The organism is Acrocarpospora catenulata, from assembly GCF_018476525.1.
Taxonomy (GTDB): Bacteria; Actinomycetota; Actinomycetes; order Streptosporangiales; family Streptosporangiaceae; genus Acrocarpospora; species Acrocarpospora catenulata.
The window spans coordinates 1-18,050 of the sequence record NZ_JAHCST010000034.1 but is presented as its reverse complement, the minus strand read 5'-3'; the positions used below and the strand labels follow the sequence as shown (position 1 = coordinate 18,050).

12 protein-coding genes and 1 pseudogene are annotated in these 18,050 nt (G+C 68.8%); 6 read left to right on the top strand and 7 right to left on the bottom strand.

The window, feature by feature from the left end; all coding sequences use genetic code 11:
- Positions 1–18 precede the first annotated feature (18 nt).
- Both KIP79_RS28385 and KIP79_RS28380 read left to right on the top strand, forming a co-directional pair.
- Positions 19–1,605 (top strand): PucR family transcriptional regulator, encoded by a 1,587-nt coding sequence (locus KIP79_RS28385; protein WP_214107997.1) that lies wholly within the window; start codon positions 19–21, stop codon positions 1,603–1,605.
- Between the two features lie 140 nt (positions 1,606–1,745).
- On the top strand, positions 1,746–2,990 hold the full coding sequence (locus KIP79_RS28380; RefSeq protein WP_214107996.1) for an NAD(P)/FAD-dependent oxidoreductase: 1,245 nt from the start codon (positions 1,746–1,748) through the stop codon (positions 2,988–2,990).
- A gap of 53 nt (positions 2,991–3,043) precedes the next feature.
- Here the strand turns inward: KIP79_RS28380 and KIP79_RS28375 are convergent, their stop codons facing one another.
- Positions 3,044–4,549, bottom strand: a complete 1,506-nt coding sequence (locus tag KIP79_RS28375) for a helicase HerA-like domain-containing protein (RefSeq protein ID WP_214107995.1) — start codon at positions 4,547–4,549, stop codon at positions 3,044–3,046.
- A 98-nt stretch (positions 4,550–4,647) separates the two neighbouring features.
- Entirely contained in the window at positions 4,648–5,136 is a 489-nt protein-coding gene (locus KIP79_RS28370) for a MarR family winged helix-turn-helix transcriptional regulator (protein WP_214107994.1), read from the bottom strand.
- Between the two features lie 77 nt (positions 5,137–5,213).
- Here KIP79_RS28370 and KIP79_RS28365 point away from each other — a divergent pair, with 77 nt between their 5' ends.
- Positions 5,214–5,930: a hypothetical protein gene (locus KIP79_RS28365; protein ID WP_214107993.1), complete on the top strand. Its 717-nt coding sequence runs from the start codon at positions 5,214–5,216 to the stop codon at positions 5,928–5,930.
- Between the two features lie 40 nt (positions 5,931–5,970).
- Positions 5,971–6,414 (top strand): annotated as a pseudogene (locus KIP79_RS28360) (SDR family NAD(P)-dependent oxidoreductase); the annotation flags it as partial.
- A 236-nt stretch (positions 6,415–6,650) separates the two neighbouring features.
- Here KIP79_RS28360 and KIP79_RS28355 read toward each other — a convergent pair.
- From KIP79_RS28355 to KIP79_RS28340, 4 genes are all read right to left on the bottom strand, one after another.
- A complete protein-coding gene (locus tag KIP79_RS28355; protein WP_214107992.1) occupies positions 6,651–9,209 on the bottom strand; it encodes a glycosyl hydrolase family 18 protein in 2,559 nt (852 codons plus the stop codon).
- A gap of 145 nt (positions 9,210–9,354) precedes the next feature.
- A complete protein-coding gene (locus KIP79_RS28350) occupies positions 9,355–12,753 on the bottom strand; it encodes a 3-keto-alpha-glucoside-1,2-lyase-like domain-containing protein (RefSeq protein ID WP_214107991.1) in 3,399 nt (1,132 codons plus the stop codon).
- A gap of 216 nt (positions 12,754–12,969) precedes the next feature.
- Positions 12,970–14,175, bottom strand: a complete 1,206-nt coding sequence (locus tag KIP79_RS28345) for an MFS transporter (protein ID WP_214107990.1) — start codon at positions 14,173–14,175, stop codon at positions 12,970–12,972.
- A gap of 175 nt (positions 14,176–14,350) precedes the next feature.
- Positions 14,351–15,079: a MerR family transcriptional regulator gene (locus KIP79_RS28340; protein WP_214107989.1), complete on the bottom strand. Its 729-nt coding sequence runs from the start codon at positions 15,077–15,079 to the stop codon at positions 14,351–14,353.
- A gap of 63 nt (positions 15,080–15,142) precedes the next feature.
- On the opposite strand from KIP79_RS28340, the gene KIP79_RS28335 reads away from it, so the two are divergent.
- Positions 15,143–15,805: a hypothetical protein gene (locus KIP79_RS28335; RefSeq protein ID WP_214107988.1), complete on the top strand. Its 663-nt coding sequence runs from the start codon at positions 15,143–15,145 to the stop codon at positions 15,803–15,805.
- 269 nt (positions 15,806–16,074) lie between these two features.
- Here KIP79_RS28335 and KIP79_RS28330 read toward each other — a convergent pair whose 3' ends face one another.
- Entirely contained in the window at positions 16,075–16,896 is an 822-nt protein-coding gene (locus KIP79_RS28330) for a nitroreductase/quinone reductase family protein (protein ID WP_214107987.1), read from the bottom strand.
- Positions 16,897–17,683: 787 nt separating this feature from the next.
- On the opposite strand from KIP79_RS28330, the gene KIP79_RS28325 reads away from it, so the two are divergent.
- Positions 17,684–18,050 (top strand): GNAT family N-acetyltransferase (locus KIP79_RS28325; protein WP_214107986.1); only part of this gene is annotated, 367 nt, incomplete at its 3' end.

The window sequence follows — 18,050 nt, the reverse complement described above, 5'->3', positions numbered from 1 at the left end:
ACTCGTCGGGAGCTGATCATGATCACATTGGACCGCCTGGTGAACGTACTCGGCGGGTACGGCGTGCGGCTGTGCGGCCAGGCCGTGCCCCGCTCGGCGTGGCTGCACAGCGTGGCGATACCGGAGTCCGCCGACCGCCACGTCGCGGGCGACGTGCTCCTGGCCGTCGGCACCTCCTCGCTCGCCGAGGCGGTGCGGTGGGCGGCCGCCGCCAAAGCCACAGCGGTCCTGGTCCGCCCTGACGACACCGGAGTCGGCGACAGCGCCGGCGCCGAAAGCGGGAAGGGCGCGGACGTCGAACGGGACGCCGCGGCGATCGGCGACCGGCACGGGGTGGCGGTGCTGCTGGCAGACCCCGTCGCCTCGTGGAGCCAACTCGCCGGTGTGGTGTACGGGCTGGTGCTGGAGAGTCGCGAGACCGCCTCCGGACGCGGCCCAACCGACCTGTTCGCGCTGGCCGACAGCCTCGCCGACGTCATCGGCGGGGCGGTGACCATCGAGGACCGGCACTCGCGGGTCCTGGCCTACTCCCGTTCCCAGGAGGCGGGCGATCCGGCCCGGCTGGAGACCATCCTCGGACGGCGGGTCCCCGACCGGCTGCGCGAGTTGCTCCAGCGACAGGGAGTGTTCGCCCGCCTGGCGGCGACGCACGAGCCGGTGTTCGTCCCCGCCGATGCCGAGAACGGACTGACCGGGCGGATGGCGGTGGCGGTACGGGCCGGTCGCGAGTTGCTCGGTTCGGTGTGGGTCAGCTGCGACACCCCGCTGACCGGCGCCCGTCACCGTGCCCTGGCCGACGGCGCACGCACCGTCGCCCTCCACCTACTGCGTTCCCGGGCCAGCGCCGACCTGGAGCGGCGGGTGGAATCCGACCTGGTCATCCGGCTGCTGGAGGGCAGCGCCGACGCCGCGACGGTGATCAGCCGGCTGGGCCTGGCACCACAGGCGATGCGGGTCATCGCGGTCCGCGCGCACAGCACCGATGATCGCCACGCAACGCTGCTGCTGGCCTTCGAGCAGGCCACCACCGGCTTCGGTTGGTCCAGACCCGGGCGCAGCACGCTGCTCGGCGACACGCTCTACACCATCCTGCCGGCCGAGCACGCCGAGGCGGCCCGGCAGTGGATCACAGCCCTGTACGGCGAACTGCCCGCCCAGGTGCGCGTCACGGCCGGGATCGGCGCGCCCGCGGAGGTCGCGGAACTGCCCGCCAGCCGCCAGGAGGCCGACGAATGCCTGGCGCTGCACGAGAGCTCCAGACTCGGCGCCGTCCCGCCCGCCTACGACGAGTCCTGGGACGACATCCTGCTGTGGCGGCTGCGTGCGGCCGCGCGTACCGGCCGGTCTCCGGTCCGCGGGCCGCTCGCCACGCTGCGGCGGCACGACACCCGCCACGGCACGCGCTTCGTCGCCACGCTACTGGCCTGGCTGGAGACCCAGGGCGACCCCGTCCTGGCAGCCGAGCGACTCGGGGTGCATCCCAACACCGTCCGCAACCGGCTGCGCAAAATGGACGAGCTCGCCGCCCTGGATCTGGACGACCCACGCCAGCGCCTGGCCATGACCATCATGCTGTTCGCCTGCCAGGACGAACCCCGCCGATGACCTGGTGAGTGTCGCCGATGGCGTTGTGCTGGACGCACAACGGCGGCGTCGCGATTGTCGTCCGCCCACAACGCCTCCAGGCGCCGCCCGGGTCATGCTGGCTAGCGACACCGGCATTCGTATCTGTTGGAGGTAGGGGAATGGTCGGCAACTGGCCGCGATCGGTGATCGTGGTGGGCGCGGGCATCGTGGGCCTGTCGACCGCGTGGTTCCTGCAGGAGCGCGGCGTCCAGGTCGACGTGATCGACCGCGGCGGCGTGGCGGCCGGCGCGTCCTGGGGCAATGCGGGATGGGTCGCGCCGGGACTGGCCATCCCGCTGAACGAACCCGCCGTCCTGCGCTATGGCCTGCGTTCGCTGCTGAACCCTGCCGCGCCGCTGCACGTGCCCGCGAGTCTCGACCCGGGTCTGTGGAGCTTCCTGGCCCGCTTCGCCGCCAACAGTCGCTGGCCGTCCTGGACCCGCGCCGCACGCGCCAACCTGCCGCTCAACGACGAATGCGTCGAGGCCTACGAAGTGCTCGCCGCCAACGGCGTGTCCGCTCCCGTCGTCGCGGCGCCGATCACCGCCGGGTTCCGCACTCCCCGCCAGGCCGGGAGCCTGCTGCGCGAACTGCGAAGACTTCAGGCGATCGGGCAGCGGGTGGAGTACACCGTGCTGGAGGGCGACCGGCTCGCCGAGCACGCCCCGCTCGCCGGCGAGGCACTGACGGCAGGGGTACGCATCGACGGCCAGCGCTACGTCGACCCGGGCGCCTTCGTACACGCCCTGGGCAAAGCCGTCATGCAACGCGGCGCGACCGTTTACGCCGTCGAGGTCGACGAGGTGCGCACCGATGACCGTAAGGTGATCGTCCGCTCCGCCAAGGGCACCGTCCTGTCCGCCGACGCGGTGGTTCTGGCCACCGGCGCGTGGCTGCCCCGCCTGGCCCGGCAGTGGGGCGTGCGCGTCCCGGTGCGGGCGGGTCGCGGCTACTCCTTCACCGTGCCTGTCGACCATCCCGTCCCTGGCCCCATCTACCTGCCCGACGTGCGGGTCGCGTGCACGCCCTACCACGGCGGACTGCGGGTGGCGGGCACCATGGAGTTCCGCGACCCGGATGCCCCGCAGGTGCCGGCCCGGGTGGAGACCATCGTCGCTTCCGCCCGTCCCCTCCTGCGGGGTGTGCACTGGGAGGACCGTACCGACGTCTGGGTGGGACCCCGCCCCGTCACCCCGGACGGACGGCCGCTCATCGGCGCGACGGCGGCTCCCACCGTCTACGTGGCGGGCGGTCACGGCATGTGGGGCCTGGCGCACGGGCCGATCACCGGCCGGCTACTGGCCGAGCAGATCACTACCGGCAAGCAACCCGCCGCCCTGGCCGACTTCGACCCCCTCCGCTGACGGAAACGCGCCCTGGGCTTGATGGGCCTCCGGGCCGGCTCCGCGTGCTCTGCTCAGCGGCGGCCGCGGCGGGCGGTGCCGAAGATGGATCTGGTGATCTCCCGGCCGAGGGTGGACGCCGCCGAGCGCACCATGGAGCGGAACTCCTTGGACTCCAGCACGCCCTCCAGTACTGACTGCTTCGGCTGCTCCCTGGGCCGCTCCGCCTCGCGCGGGGCTTCGTGAGCCTCGGTCTGCTGTTGCGCGGCCAGCCTCGCCGACAGGATCTCGTAGGCCGACTGGCGGTCGACCGCCGTGCCGTACTTCTGCTGCAGCGGGGAGGCGGCGATGACGCCCTGGATCACGTCCGGGCTCGACGGCGCCATGAGCGTCTGCGGGGCGCGCAGGCGCGTCCAGGCCACGGGGGTCGGCGCGCCCGTCTCCGACAGGACCGTGACCACGGCCTCGCCGATGCCGAGTTCGGTGAGCAGCCGCTCCAGGTCGTAGGAGGACTCGGGGAAGGTCGACACGGTGGCCTTGAGCGCCTTGGCGTCCTGGGGGGTGAAGGCGCGCAGGGCGTGCTGCACACGCGCACCGAGCTGGGCCAACACGTCGGCCGGCACGTCCTTCGGCGTCTGGGTGACGAAGAACACGCCCACGCCCTTCGACCGGATCAGCCGTACCGTTTGGGTGATCGACTTCAGGAACGCCTTGGACGCGCCGTCGAACAGCAGATGCGCCTCGTCGAAGAAGAACACCAGCTTCGGCTTGTCGACATCGCCCACCTCGGGCAGCACCTCGAAGAGATCGGCGAGCAGCCACATCAGGAAGGTGGAGAAGAGCTGCGGCCGGTCCTGCACGGCGGGCAACTCAAGGATGGAGACCATCCCCCGGCCGTCCTGCGTCACCCGGAGCAGGTCGTGCACGTCGAACTCCGGCTCGCCGAAGAACGCCTCCGCCCCCTGCGCCTCGAAGTTGGTCAGGGCGCGGAGGATGACTCCCGCCGTCGCCGCCGACAGCCCGCCGATCCCCTTCAGCGCATCCGGAGTGGTGGTCAGATAGCGGATGACCGCGATGAGGTCCTTGAAGTCCAGCAGGGGCAGTCCGTTTTTGTCGGCGAAGTAGAAGATCAGCCCAAGGGACGACTCCTGCGTCTCGTTGAGGCCGAGGACCTTGGCGAGCAGGGTCGGCCCGAAGGCGGTCATGGTCGCACGTATAGGCACACCAGGCCCCAGACCGCCCAGGGAGAGGAACTCCGCAGGACAGGCCACGGGATGCCACGCCTGCCCCACCTCGGCGGCACGCCCGGTGGCGCGCTCGGAGGGCGTGCCCGCAGAGGCGAGCCCCGAAAGGTCGCCCTTGATGTCGGCGAGGAAGACCGGAACGCCCTGGGCCGCGAGCTGTTCCGCCATGAGCTGGAGGGTCTTGGTCTTCCCCGTTCCGGTGGCCCCGGCCACCAGTCCGTGCCGGTTCAGCATGCCCAGGGCGATCCTGATCTGCTCCGCGGGATCGGCGGTGCCGTCTTCGCCCACCAGTGCCCCGAGTTCCAGTGCCGGTCCCTCGACGTCGTACCCCTTCATCGCTTCCCCCCATTCCGGCCTCGCCTGCGGCGCGGCGCAGGTCCGGTGGTGGTTCCATTCCCGGTCGTACGCGGTTCAATGGTGGGAAGACGCGCAGGTCAGCGGCGAATTGACCGGTACCCCGGGTGCACGCCAGGGGCCAGCTGCTGCTGCCGGGCCATGCGGCCGAGCAGATCGATCAGCTGCCGGTGCTCCTCCGGGGTGAGCCCCTGGCACATCTCCTGCTCGTGGGCCGCGCCCGCCTTGCGGAGCTCGGCGAGCAGCTCCAGCCCCTTGTCGGTCAGATGGAGGGCGTACAGGCGGCGGTCGCTGGTGTTCCGGCGGCGCTCGATCAGCCCCCGCTCCTCCAGCTTGTCGGCGAACGGTACGAAGCGACTGGCCGGCATACCGAGCTGGTCCGCGAGCTCGCGCTGACTTCGCCCCGGGGAACGGCCCAGCAGGCGCAGCAGTCCCGCCTGCGCGGGCGTCAGGTCGAGTTCGGCGATCCGCTGGGCGAACAGCTGGGCCCCGTGCGCCCCCAGTTGCGCCAGCAGGAAGGCGGCGCCGCCGCGGGACTCCGTGCCCTCGTGCGCACGACTCATGCTCATAGCCGCATGGTAGACGATTGACAATCGTTCCATTTTGTAATCATTATGGTTTGCCTATGAGTTACCCAGGAGGAACCATGACCGTCGCCCCCGCCCTCCAGCGCTCGGCGGCCCGCACCCGCCGTCCACAGTCCGGGCCGCCCCTGCTCGCCCCCGTCCTCGCCTTCGCCGCGCTGACCGTGGCCTACGTCGTCGTGAACCGCTCCACCCCGCACCCCGACGCCTCGGGCACCGCGGTCCTGCACTACGCCCAGACCCATGCGACCACCATCAAGGTCGGAGCCCTGCTGCTGTTCGGCTCCGCAGTACCCCTCGCACTATGTGCCGCGATCCTCTACCGGCGACTCCGGGCGCTCGGCATCACCGCGCCCGGGTCGGCGATCACCCTCGTCGGAGGCGTCCTGGCCGCCGGCGCCACCACCCTGTCCGCGATGTTCACCTGGACCGGCGGCCGCCTGCCCGCCGACGCCTCCCCAGCACTCGCCCGCGCGCTCGCCGACCTGTCCTTCATCTCGGGCGGCCCCGGCTACGCGGTCATGTACGCCCTGTTCGCCGCCGGCATCTCCGTGACCGGACTGATGGCAGGCCTGCTGCCGCGAGCCGTCACCTGGACCGGACTGGCCCTGGCCGTCGTCGGGATGGTCGCCGAGCTGACCCTCCTGTCCTCCGGCTTCTCCTACCTGCTCCCCGTCGTCCGCTTCGGCGGCACCCTGTGGCTGATCTTCGTCGCCGCCCTGCTGCCCCGCACCCGCCCCCGGACCAACCCCACGAGCAAGAGCGAGCCCGCCCCATGAGCACTCTTCAGAACCGCGTCGCTCTAGTCACCGGCAGCTCGAGGAGGGCTGGCAGGCCAGCATCGACGCCAACCTGACCAGTACCTTCCTGACGGTCAAGAGCTTCCTGCCCGGTATGAAGGAGCGCGGCTACGGCAGCATCGTCACCCTCTCCTCCGCGGCGGCCCGCCGACCCACCCCCCAGTCCCCCTTCGCCTACGCCGCGGCCAAGGCGGGTGTAGAACTCCTCACCAAGGGCCTCGCGGCCCAGGCCGGCCCGTACGGCATCCGGGTCAACTGCGTCGCACCCGAGACGATCATGACGGAGCGCAACGAGCGCCAGATCCCCGCCGAGATCCAGCGGGCCCTGGTGGAGTCCCACCCCGTCCGCCGCCTCGGCACCGTCGAGGACGTCGCCCAGGCCGCGCTATTCCTCGCCACGGACTCGGCCTCCTGGATCAGCGGCGTCGTCCTGGACGTCGCGGGCGGATCCGTCCTCGTCTGAGGTCCATCACCGCAGCTCGGCCCAGGACCGAGCGCCGCTCCCGCCCGGCCGGATGGACGATGATGCGCCCACCGTCTCCCGCACCGTTCACCAGCCGATGGCAGACGGGACGCGGAAGGCCCCGAATCCGCCCTGGGACCCGGGGCCTTTTTTCGACTTGGCCGTTAGCTCGACGCTCGGTGGCGAACGGTACGCCCGTCGACGTACCAGCTAAGCCTGGAAGAGGCCACGTCGCACTACCGTAGACCCGTGTCCACCGCGGTCATCAATGTGCCGGTGTCGCCGGACATCTCCCAGATCATCGCGCCGAGCAGGTTCCTGCTCCGCAGCCAGGCGGTCTTCCTCCCGATGGACCAGGCGTCGTCGAAGGTCCACCACTGCCCGCCGTTGCCGGTGTGGCAGAAGGTGGCGACCGCCTGCTCGTCATGCCGGACGGTACAGCCGGGAACTCCGGCGACCAGGTTGGAGTATCCGCGGGTGCCCGCCTCCTCGGCGAACTGGCCGGGGGCCGCCCCGGTCGCGTTCTGCCATTCGCCGAACTTCCCGCCGTCGGGGACGCCCTGCCAGCCCCGCCCGTAGAAGGCCAGGCCGATGGTGAGTTTCCGCGGGTTGACCCCGGCGTTGGTGTAGACGTTGATCGCGTTCTCCACGCTGAAGTGGAAGTTGTAGGGATCGTCGGTGTCGGCGTACAGGTTGCCCTGGTGCCCGGTCCTGTTCGGCTCCCAGGAGTTGTCGCTGCCCGCGCCGTGGAAGTCGTAGCCCTGGACGTTGAAGATGTCCAGCGACTTGGCGACCTCCGGCAGGTCCCAGCCGGCGGCGATCTTCGCCGGGTCGGCCGGGGTGAAGGCGGTGAGCTGGTAGCGCTTGCCGGTCTGCGCGCCCAGCACGTCCAGCTGGCGCCGGAACTCGGCGATCAGCAGGGTGTTGTTGGCCTTGTCGGCCGGGCTGACGTGGTTGCCGGGGTGGCCTTCCGCGCCCGGCCACTCCCAGTCCAGGTCGATGCCGTCGAAGATACCGGCCGCCGAGCCCGGCCCACCGGCTCCGCCCGCGACCGGCAGGTTGCCCTTGACATAGATGTCGATGCAGGAGCTGACGAACTTCTTGCGCGCGGCGTCGGTGGCGGCCACGTCGGAGAAGTACTTGGAGTAGGTCCAGCCACCCAGGGAGATCAGCACCTTCAGATTCGGGTACTTGGCCTTGAGCTTCCTGAGCTGGTTGAAGTTACCGCGGAGCGGCTCCCACCCGGTGTCGGCGACCCCGTCCACGGACTGGGCGGCACTGAACGGACGTCCGTAGTCGGCATCCGCGTCGCCCGCACCGTCGCCCTGGTTGGGGTCCTGCGGGTTGGCCGTGGTGCCCCTGGTCACCCCTTGCAGGCAGGTCAGGTTGACCGGGTCGATGTTGCCGAAGGCGTAGTTGAGGTGGGTGAGCTTGGCCGCCGCCCCGCTGGTGTCGAGGTTGCGGACGAAGTACTGCCGCCCGTAGATGCCCCACTGCACGAAGTATCCGACCCTGGCGTACCCGGTCTCCACGATGTCGGCGGTGGTCGCCTTCACCGCCACGCTGGCCGCGGACAGGTTGTCGTAGCTGTCGCGCGCTCTGATCGTGAAGGTGTATTCGGTGGACGGCGAGAGCCCGGTGACCGTGGCCGTGGTGCCGATGACCGTGGTGGCCACCGTGCCGCCCACCAGGACGTCGTAGTTGGCGACGCCGGTGTTGTCGGTGGAGGCGGTCCAGGCCAGCGTGACGCTCCCGGAGGTCCTGGCCGTGCTCCGCGGGTTCCCCGGCACGCTCGGCGGTTGCGTGTCATCGGCCGGATTGTTGGTACGGACGTTCAGCGCGGCACTGGCGGCCGACAGCGTGCCCTTCCGGTCCTTTGCCTTGACGGTGAAGGTGTAGGCGGTGTTCGGGTTCAGCCCGGTAACGGTGGCCGAGGTCCCGGTGGTGGTCACCGTGGCCGGGCCGCCGTACACCTCGTAGCCGGTGATCGGCAGGCTGCCCGGCGTCGCCGCCGTCCAGGCCAGCGTGACCGTCCGGGTGGTCTTGACCGGCGAGGTCAGGTTGCCGGGTGCGCCGGGCGGCGTGTCGGCGGACCCGTCGCAGTTCACGTCGTTGATCCGGCAGTTGGTCGGCTGCGCGCCCGCCGTACTGAGCGTGAAGGACGGGCTGTACGGCTCGGTGCTGCGACCGGGCTGGATTGTTCCGTTGTAGTGGGCGGGGGTGAGGGTCACCGTACGCCCGTTCTGGCTGATCGAGCCGTGCTGGGCGTTGCTCGCGGTGACCCCGGCGGGCAGGTCGAAAACGATCGACCAGCCGGTCAGCGAGGTCGCGGCGTTGTTGGTGATGACGAAGGTGGCGGAGGTGCCGGTCACGGTGTACTCGGCCACGACCGGGGGCGGTGGAGGAGGCGGGTCGCCGCTGCCGTCGCAGGCCGCGCCCGCGATCGTGCAGGAGGTCGGGCTGACCGGGGAGCTGAGGGTGAACGTCGGGCTGTACGGCTCGGTGTTCCGCCCGGGTTGGAGGGTGGCGATGTAGTACGCCGGGGTGAGTTTGACCCGCGTCCCCGTCTGCGTGGTCGTGGCGTGCTGCGCGTTGCTGACGGTGACCCCTGCGGGCAGGTCGAAGATGATCGACCAGCCGCTGACCGCGGTGGTTCCCGGATTGGCGACCACGAACTTGCCGGTGTTGCCCGACAGGCTAAAGGTCGCGATGAGCCGGGAGGCCGCGTGCGCGGGTGTGCTGGCCAGGACGGCGGTGACAACCAGTCCCAGGAGGAGAGAAACGAGTCTGCGCACGTGGGGAACCTTTCTAAAAGGAAAGTTTCCTAACAGTTCGGAGCGTAGACCCAGGCAGACGAGAGGTAAAGACCCAAGGGGCGCGCTCATGGCCCGGCAGGCCGGCCACCCGCAGAGGGCGGGACGGCCTGCCGGGCGGATGAGGTCAGGAGACGGGTTCGATCCACACGGTGCGGAAGCGGGGATTCTCACCGGGGTCGCCGTGGTCCTGGAGGCGGATCCCGCCCGACGCCGCACTCTCCGGGATGTTGTCGCCGGTGCCGCCGTCGATGGCCACGTCGTTGTGCACCACCACGCCGTTCCAGACGACCGTGACCCGCGCGTTGTCGACCTTCACTCCCGCGCTGGTGTAACGGGCCGCGCGGAAGGTGATCTCGTAGGTCTGCCACGTTCCTGGGGCGGTGGCCATGTTGTAGTCGGGCGCGCGCTTGGAGTAGATCGCGCCCGCCTCGTTGGCGGCCGGCGTGGTGTCACCGTAGGACTCCAGGACCTGAATCTCGTAGCGTTCCTGGAGGAAGACGCCGCTGTTGCCGCGCTGCTGCCCGGTCACGTCCGGCGGGTAGTCCGGCACGTACCACTCGACGTGGAGCTTGAAGTCGCCGAACGTCTGCCGGGTACGGATGTCGCCGCCATAGGACTCCATGGAGCCGTTCGCGATCGGCCAGGTCGCCGACCCGCCGGCCCGTTTCTCCCACGCCGCCAGACTGGACCCGTCGAACAGCGTGATCCGCTGTGCCTTCGACACGGTGATGTGGTCGAGGTTGACCTGTCCCGTATCGCCGGAGTCGTACCTGTACTCGATCCTGTTCGCACCCCGCTTCAGACTGAGCGCCTCCGTCTGGACGGCCCAGGCGTCCGAGCCGCCGGTGCCGGCCAGCCGCACCTGCCTGACCTTGTCGCCGTTGACGTACACGCTCACCGACGTACCGGCGCCGGCCGCGTAGCGGAGCCCGACGTTGTGCATGCCGGGTGAGTCCGTCCGCACGGTGAACGTCGTGCTCGCGCCCGCGGCCGTGTAGCCGTCGACGAAGCCCGTGCCGGTGTAGCCCTGATGGTTCGTGCTCACGTTCGCACCACCGCGCAGCGACGCGTTCTCCGCCTCGAGTACCGGTCGCGCGGCCACGGTGATGGAGTCCAGGTTCACGTTGCCCGTGTCGCCGCTGTCGTACTTGTAGGCGATGGTGTTGGCGCCTGCCTGCAACACGAGCGGTTCGACCCGGGTGGCCCACAGGTCCCACGTTTCCGTGGTGGGCAGCGGCACCTGCCTGACCTTGGTCCCGTTGACGTACACGCTCAGAGATTTGGTGCCGGGTGCGGGGTGCGGGCCGTTGGAGTAGCGCAGGCCCACGTGGTACGTGCCGGCCTCGGCCGCGCGTACGGCGAACTGCGTGGCCGCTCCCGCGCTCCAGTAGCCGTCGACGAAGCCGCTTCCCGAGTAGCTCAGATGGTCGGTGTTCAGCTTCGCGCCGCCGCTGTGTGAGGCGCTCTCCGCCTCGTACGTGGTATCCGTCGCCGGGCCGTCGACCATCGAGTTGAGCGTGTACCAGGCCTCGGTGCTCCACAGCGGCTGCCCCGATGCCGAGCTGAACGGGCGCGGCGACCGCAGGTGCACCACGCGCCCCGGCTTGAGACCCGCGATCTTGAGCGTGACCTTCTTCCCGCCGGCGGTCGCCTTCGCGGAGGTGATGGTCAGCGGCTCCTCGTCCACCTTGGGGCCACCGTAGGTGGAGGCCGCGGCGTACCGCCACTGGGTGGCCTGATACCTGGCCGCCAGCGACGTGGCGGTCTCGGCCGACAGCGGCTGGGTGTACTCCAGCTCGAAGCCGCCCTCGATCGCGCGCATCTTCAGGATGTCGAAAGCCTTGTCGTCGCCGGGGGTCAGCTTCTGCAGCCCATAGGTGAGCTTGCCCGGCTGGCCCCAGTTTCCGCCGGCGCCGAGACCTCCGGCGTAGATGGCGCCGTCGGGCCCCAGGCTGATCCGGTTGACCCCTGCCTCAAGGCCCTGGGTGAAGCGGAAGACCGCGCCCTGGTACTCGCCGTTGACCTTCTCGAGGTAGGCGCGCTGGATCCCGCCGTAGGTGACGTCGCCGAACAACATCTGCCCCGCGAACCTGCCCCGCTTCATGACCAGCGGCGTGCTGGGGGAATTGGCGATCTCGTTGTGCGGCAGCCAGAGCACGGGCGCGCTCACCGGGTTGTCATCGAACGGGCCGTCAGGGTTGGTGTAGTGGTTGAAGAACCGGTCCTTCTTGATGTGCACCAGTTTCGAGGCGGGCAGCCAGCCGCCCTGGTTGTCCATGACGAACAGGTCACCCTCCGGACCCCAGCCGAGCCCGTTGGGCGTGCGCAGACCGCCGGCGATGTACTCGACCGCGCCGGTGGCCTTGTTGACCTTGATGGTCGTGCCCCTGTCCCGCGCCGGCTGCGGGTCGGTGGTGGCGCCGCCGTAGTTGATGGCGACGGAGAGGTTGATGTAGAAGTGGCCGTCACGGTAGAGCAGCCCGAACGCGAACTCGTGGAAATTGCCGCCGAACGGCCAAGTCGCCACGGTCCTGAGGTTGTCGGCGACCTCGTCGCCGTTGGTGTCGTTCAGCTCCACCAGCCGGGACTTCTCCGACACGTAGAGCTTGCCGTCCACGTACTTGATGCCCATGGGCTCCTGAAGCCCGCTGGCGATCTTCTTGATGGTCACCTGCGCGGGTGAGGTATTGCCTGTGACGTTGCCGAGCAGGTAGACCTCGCCGAGCTTGGTTTCCGAGCCGCCCCACGTGGCGATCGCCAACCGGTCGTCGGGCAGCCAGTCCATCGCGGTCACCTGCGGCTGGAAACCGTCCGGTCGCAGGTCGGTGAGCGTGAAGTCCGGGTGTACCGAATCCAGCGGCAGCCCGTCGCCCGGAGAGTCGGCGCCGCTCTCGCACTCCTTGCGCCCGGGGGCGGTGACCCGCACCACGTCCGCGTCCGTGCTCAGCACCGAGTTCGGCACGAGGGTGAACGCCGAGGATCCGGGTGGTTTCCACTCCAGCTTGAGCCGCTGGCCGTACAGGTGCTCGAAGTGGTCGATGCGCAGCGCGTGGTAGCCGGTGGTCAGGGTGATCGTGCCGTCCACGGCGATCGCCCCGTGCCGCCCCTCGTTGGTGATCACGACGGTGTCGTCGATACGCAGCCGGGAGCCGTCGTCGCTGGTGAGCCGGAACTCGTACGTGCCTGCGGCGGCGATGGAGATGTTGCCGATGACCTCGGTGACGAACATGTCGGTCAGGCCGAAGTCGGCGTCGGAGGTCCAGTCGATCGCGGGCATCAGCTTGTCCACGTTGGGTGTCTGACCAGGCTTGAGCGTGCAGAGCTTGGACAGTTCAACCTGGACGTCGTAGGTGCGCAGGGTGACGCCCGGCTCCTGCGGCGGCACCGCCGCGCGCGCTTGAGCCGGTACGACGAGCCATGAGAGTGCGGTGAGCAGTAGGACGGATAACAGGGGTAATTTCCGCATGGCCAGTCCCATCTCGGTGAGGGTGCCGCGTTCAGCGTGGCGTGGGGGGTTACGCACCGCCGATATGATGATCAACGGCGGATGCTGGGTCTCAGTCGCTGTAACATTGAGAAATTAACGCTGTCCTTCGCCGTAATATACGGCGGGATCTTCGCCTTGCCCATACTCTTTTGCCATCGATCGACGAAAGTCATCACTCGCCACAGCAGAAGGGGGCCGGCGCCACGGCGTCCGCTGCCCCCATTCGCCAGGGCTGGCACTCTCGGGGCAGCCTCAGCCGGACGTGCGTGGGCGGATCGCGTCGCGCAGGAAGAGTGTGGTGATCACGCTGCTCACCCCGGTCAGGGCGATCGCGAGGCCGACCGGGAGGAATTCCGCGAACACGCCGAAGACCAGGGGTCCGATCCCCTGGATGGTCATAGTGGTGGTGTTGAGCAGCGCGAAACCCTGTCCCTGGAGGTCGGACGGGACCGCCTCCAGAAAGCGTCGCTGCAGGCCGAGCAGGTAGGCGGATCCCACGCCGGTGATCACGTACACCGCGGCGATCGCCGGATGCGGCAGGTCCAGGATGAGCGCGATCGGGGGCGTGCCCATGACCAGCAGCAGTGGCAGGACGAGTCGTTCCCGGGCGGCAGGCGCGAACGCTCGCCCGACCACGATGTCGCCGACGAGCATGCCGACTGACGTGGCTGCCAACAGGAGACCGGTCTCCGTTGGGCTGAACGCACGCTGCGCGGAGTACGGAATGAGCAGGCTTCCTGCTGCGGCCAAGTACGCGGCGGGCAGGCACTGGACCATGATCAGCTTGGCGACCCCGGGGGCGGCGACGAGCGCGGCGTTACCCTGCAAGGTCTTACGCACGATCGACCCGCCCGCGCGGACCGCCTCCGTGCGCGACAGGAACAGGCGGCTGATCACCAACGCGAGCAGATGCGCCCCTGCGGTGACCAGCATCGTCCGCTCCACGCCCAGCCACGCGGTCAGCGCCCCACCAGCGGCCATGCCCACCAACTGCGCCGCAACCGCGACGAGGTAGTTCAGCGAACGCCCAAGCACGTAGGTATCGCCGGTGAGGATCTCCGCCAGGACTCGGCCCGCGGCTCCGGTGGTGACCGGTGTCAGGCAGGCCACGCCCGCGACGAGGAGCAGGCTGACCGCGACCGGGAGGTGTCCGAACGCGAGCAGCAGCCCGACCGCGCACTGGAGGGCGTAACCCGTGGTGATGAGGGTCCGCGGCGAGAACCGGTCCGCCATCGCGGCGAGAAACAGGCCGCCTGCGGCTTGGGGGAGGAAGCCGATCGTGAACGCCACCGCCGTCAACAACGGAGAGTTGGTCTGGTTGAACACCAGCACCGCCAGCGCGACGGACCGCAGCGTGTCCGACATAACGCCAAGCAGCCGAGCCGCGAATAGGGCACGGAACTGTGTGACCGCGAAAACCTGGCCATAGGTGGCCTTCGTCGTGAACTGATCGGTCATGGACTGGGATGCTCCGAAACTTTCTTGGGCCGAACCGCGTCTACCGGCGGTCGCGCCAGGCCGTACCGCGCCACGGCTTGAACCCCAGTTCCGGCCGGACGATGCGTACCCAGGGAGGTGGCCCAGGCGCTAGGTGAGCCAGACTTGCGGGCCGGTGGAGACCACGCAAGTCATTTCAAGCCAGGCCGACATGGTGGCTCCGGTCCACCGGCACCTCCAGAACGGTGGCGTGGGCACCGCCCGCGTCGATGAGGTGATCTTCCAGAGTGGGGCCGGCGACGGTCAGCCCCTGGCGGTGCAACCAACCGAACAACTCCTCACCGGCGCGGACGACACCGATCGAGGAGGGGACGACGGCGCGCACAACGGCGCGGGCGGGCAGAATGAGTTGCTCGCCGCCCCGATCGGTGGTCACCGCTGCGGCGAAGCCACCCGTCGGATGTCCGCCGAGCCAGGTCAGCAAGGTCGACGGCGATCCCGCCGCGCAGATGACGGCCAACTCCGACGCGTGCTCGATACGCAGGCGGCGTACGCGCAGGCGGCGCGGCCCCACCGTGGTCTGCTGAGGCAGTATCGACAGGGGCGTCATGAGATGGTCCTCAGCCTGAGCAGCGGTCGCGGCCAATGCGGCGATGTCGCGATGGAGACTCGTCACATTTTCGGCCAAGGCCTGTCGCACCTGTTCCTCGGGCGCGTCGAGCAGATCGGTGATCCGGCGCAGCGGCAGGCCGAGGCGTTGTAATCCTCGGATGCGCTCCAGCCGGGACAACTCGGCCACGCCGTACCAGCGATAACCCGTAACTCGATCCACCGCGGCGGGCACCAGCAGCCCGATCTTGTCGTAGTGACGGAGGGTGCGTTGGGATACCCCGGCCATACGCGCCAGTTGACCGATCCGCCACATGACGACTCCCTGTCCTCAGCGTGTTGACCTTCTCCCTGCGTCAGGGTTCTACCGTCACCGTCCATGACTGATCTGAACCCCGGGGCCCGGCTTACCGGTGTCCTGCTGCTGATCTCGCTGGTGGCCATGATTGCCGGTGCGGCCATCGTGGTGCCATCGGGGCTGACCCTGAATCCGGCCGACCCCGACGCCGCGCTCGCCGCAGTGGGCGAGCAGGTTGGGCTGCACCTGACCGAACTGGCCTTCGACATACTGGGCTGGCTGGCGTTGACCGCGGCCGGGCTGGTCATGGCCGCGAGCCCGCATGTCGCGCCCAGGCCGCACCTGACAGTGCTCGCCGGTGGGCTGCTGGCCGCCGCCGGGCTGGCGGGACTGCTTCACGATGCCGGAAACCTGGCACTGACCCGTCTGAGCACCGATCCGGTCACACCGGCCGCCGCCACTGTGGCCACCGCAGTGCTGCTCACCGCCAAGTGGACGGTCAACCTGGCGGGGTTGCTCTGGGTCGCCGCCGCGACGGCCACCGCAGTAGGAGTCCCCATGCCCAGCGGGCTTCGCGGGGCCGGCATCATCGCGGGGCTCTGCGGCCTGGCCGCGGTCGCGCTGCCGTGGACGACCGCGGCCGACGACCCGTCGGAGGCATCGGAACAGCTCGGCTACGCCCTCTACCTGCCAATCATGATCTGGTACGGCGTACTGGGCTGGCGCTATCTGCGGAGGCAGTGAGCGGCACACGTGGCCGCACAGTGCGGAGGCGGCAACAAGAAGATCTCCCTGCTCCGCAAGCGGCCTGACACCCCCGTGCCTTCCGCGACCCATGCCCGGCAGCCCCCAAACCAGGCAGAACCGGGCTCGGGCTCCCCTGAAACGACAAGATCCCGCCCGATCAGCAAGATCAGACAGGATCCCGTCAACTTCCATCTGGGGTGTTCACGAGTACGGCTGCGCTGTGTATTCAGAGGGGAAAGGAAGATCGTTTCCCAATTCCTCGGACTTCAGGAGAGATCGAGAATCGGGATCAGTTGTTCTTCCTCATACGTCAGGTGCGCTTCAAGCTCATCGACGAGCCGTTCGATCTCGGCCCGTACCTTCACCGGATCCTCACCGGAAAGGGCCTGCTCCAGCTCTTCCAGGAGTACGGCGATCCGGTCGTGCTCCTTGGCCAGCCGCTCCAAGATCGGAGTGAGCGAGGGATGCTGCTCGGCCAAGCCGGGGAAAATCATGGTGTCCTCGCCCGTGTGGTGATGGTGCAGCCCCTGGCAGACGGTCAGGCAGTTGATCCTCAGCTGTACACCCAGGCCTGGCCGTCCTGAATCGGACAGCTCCCTGCGGATCAGCGCGAGTTCGCGGCGGAAGCCATCGTGCACCAGCTTGAGGAACGCACCACCCGACGGTGCGCTACCCCGGGGCGGACCAGCCACGCGAAGTGCGACGACCGGGATGGTGCGCGTCGTCTTCGCCTGGTAGCCGGCCCAGCCAGGGTCGCCTTCCACCGCGCGGGCGAACGCCATGTCACGCTCGGCGCCCTCCAGGACCTCCGCCTCGACGTCGAAGATGAAGCTGCCGGTCTCGACGGTGGCGCGCGGGTTGGCCTTCAGATTGTGGTACCAGTCCGGGTTGTTCGGCGCTCCCCCGGCGGAGGAGATGACCAGCATGCGCCCGGCGCCGTCGGGCAGGTAGGCGAGCGGGGTCGTGTGTGGCTTGCCCGAGCGGGCGCCCGTGGTGGTGAGCAGGAGCAGCCTCGCTCCCTCGAAATAACCACCGACTTGGCCGTTGTTGGCGCGGAACTCGTCGATGACCTGCTTGTTGAAATCCATTCTTCTCCATTGGTAGTTCCTGCTGTGCCGTACTGAATGGAGAAGAAGACGGCGGGCCGCGTGCCCACCCGGCGATCAAGCGTCAGCCGGGCTGCTCTCTGATGCGTGGCCCAAGGCCGACCCGGCAGTCACGCCGTTCACGCTACTTCATCAAGATATTCTCCGGCAAAGTGTTATACCTACGTGCCGGCCCACCGCCATCGACCTGACCGACACCCGACCACGAGCCGCCCACCCTGCGGCCAACCCCTCGCCTTGCCCCCGACGCCCGACCGAAGCCCCTCGTGGCGGGGGCGTACTCCACAGACGTACCGCATGCCACTCGCGGGCCGCAGCAGCCCACCACCCGTCCCATAACCGCAATTCAGATCACCTTGTCGCAGCACCCAGCCCGGCGGCGGCATCGCCATGCCAGCAACGCGAACTCGGACCTCCACCAGCGGCCTGGCACCACCTGGGCCTTCCCGGACACCTGCTCCGCGGCCCCCAAACCAGGGCGAACCCGACTCGAAAACCCCCGAAACGACAAGATCCCGCCTGATCACCAAGACCAGACGGGATCCCGTCAACTTCAGCCGAGCCGTCTCAAGAACGGCCCGCAGTGGGCCGTTCACGAGTGTGTTTGGCCTGTGATGGAGTGGGACTTCTGGAGATTGCTTCCCAGGATCAACATGATCGTTTCCCAGATAATGAAAGAAGGGCGTTTCCCGTCGCCTTCTCGTTGACGGTGTGCAGCTGGGTCGATCGGTGGTGGTGAGGCAGACCCAGGTTGATCAGAATGTGACCTATGACCGATGTGCGCACGTTTGATGGTGCTGGACCTGTTGCGGTTGCTGTCGCAGATGAGGGTGATCTTCCCGGAATTGTCGACCTCCTCAACGACGTGGCGGCGAACTCGATCGCGACTTTCGACACTCGACGGATCAGCGTGGATGAGCGGCGTGCCTGGTTCCGACAGTTTTCCTCCACTGGCCCGTATCGACTGCTCGTGGCTCGACGCGGGGACCAGGTGGTGGGCTATGCCTGCTGTCAACGGCCAAGTGCGTGTCGCCGCTGGTGGCCGGATCAAGGTCTCCATCCTGGTGAAGTTGACTATTTCTTAGTGAGGCGTCCACCTGTCCTGGTTCGTGCCTGTTTCATGCGGAAGGACTCGC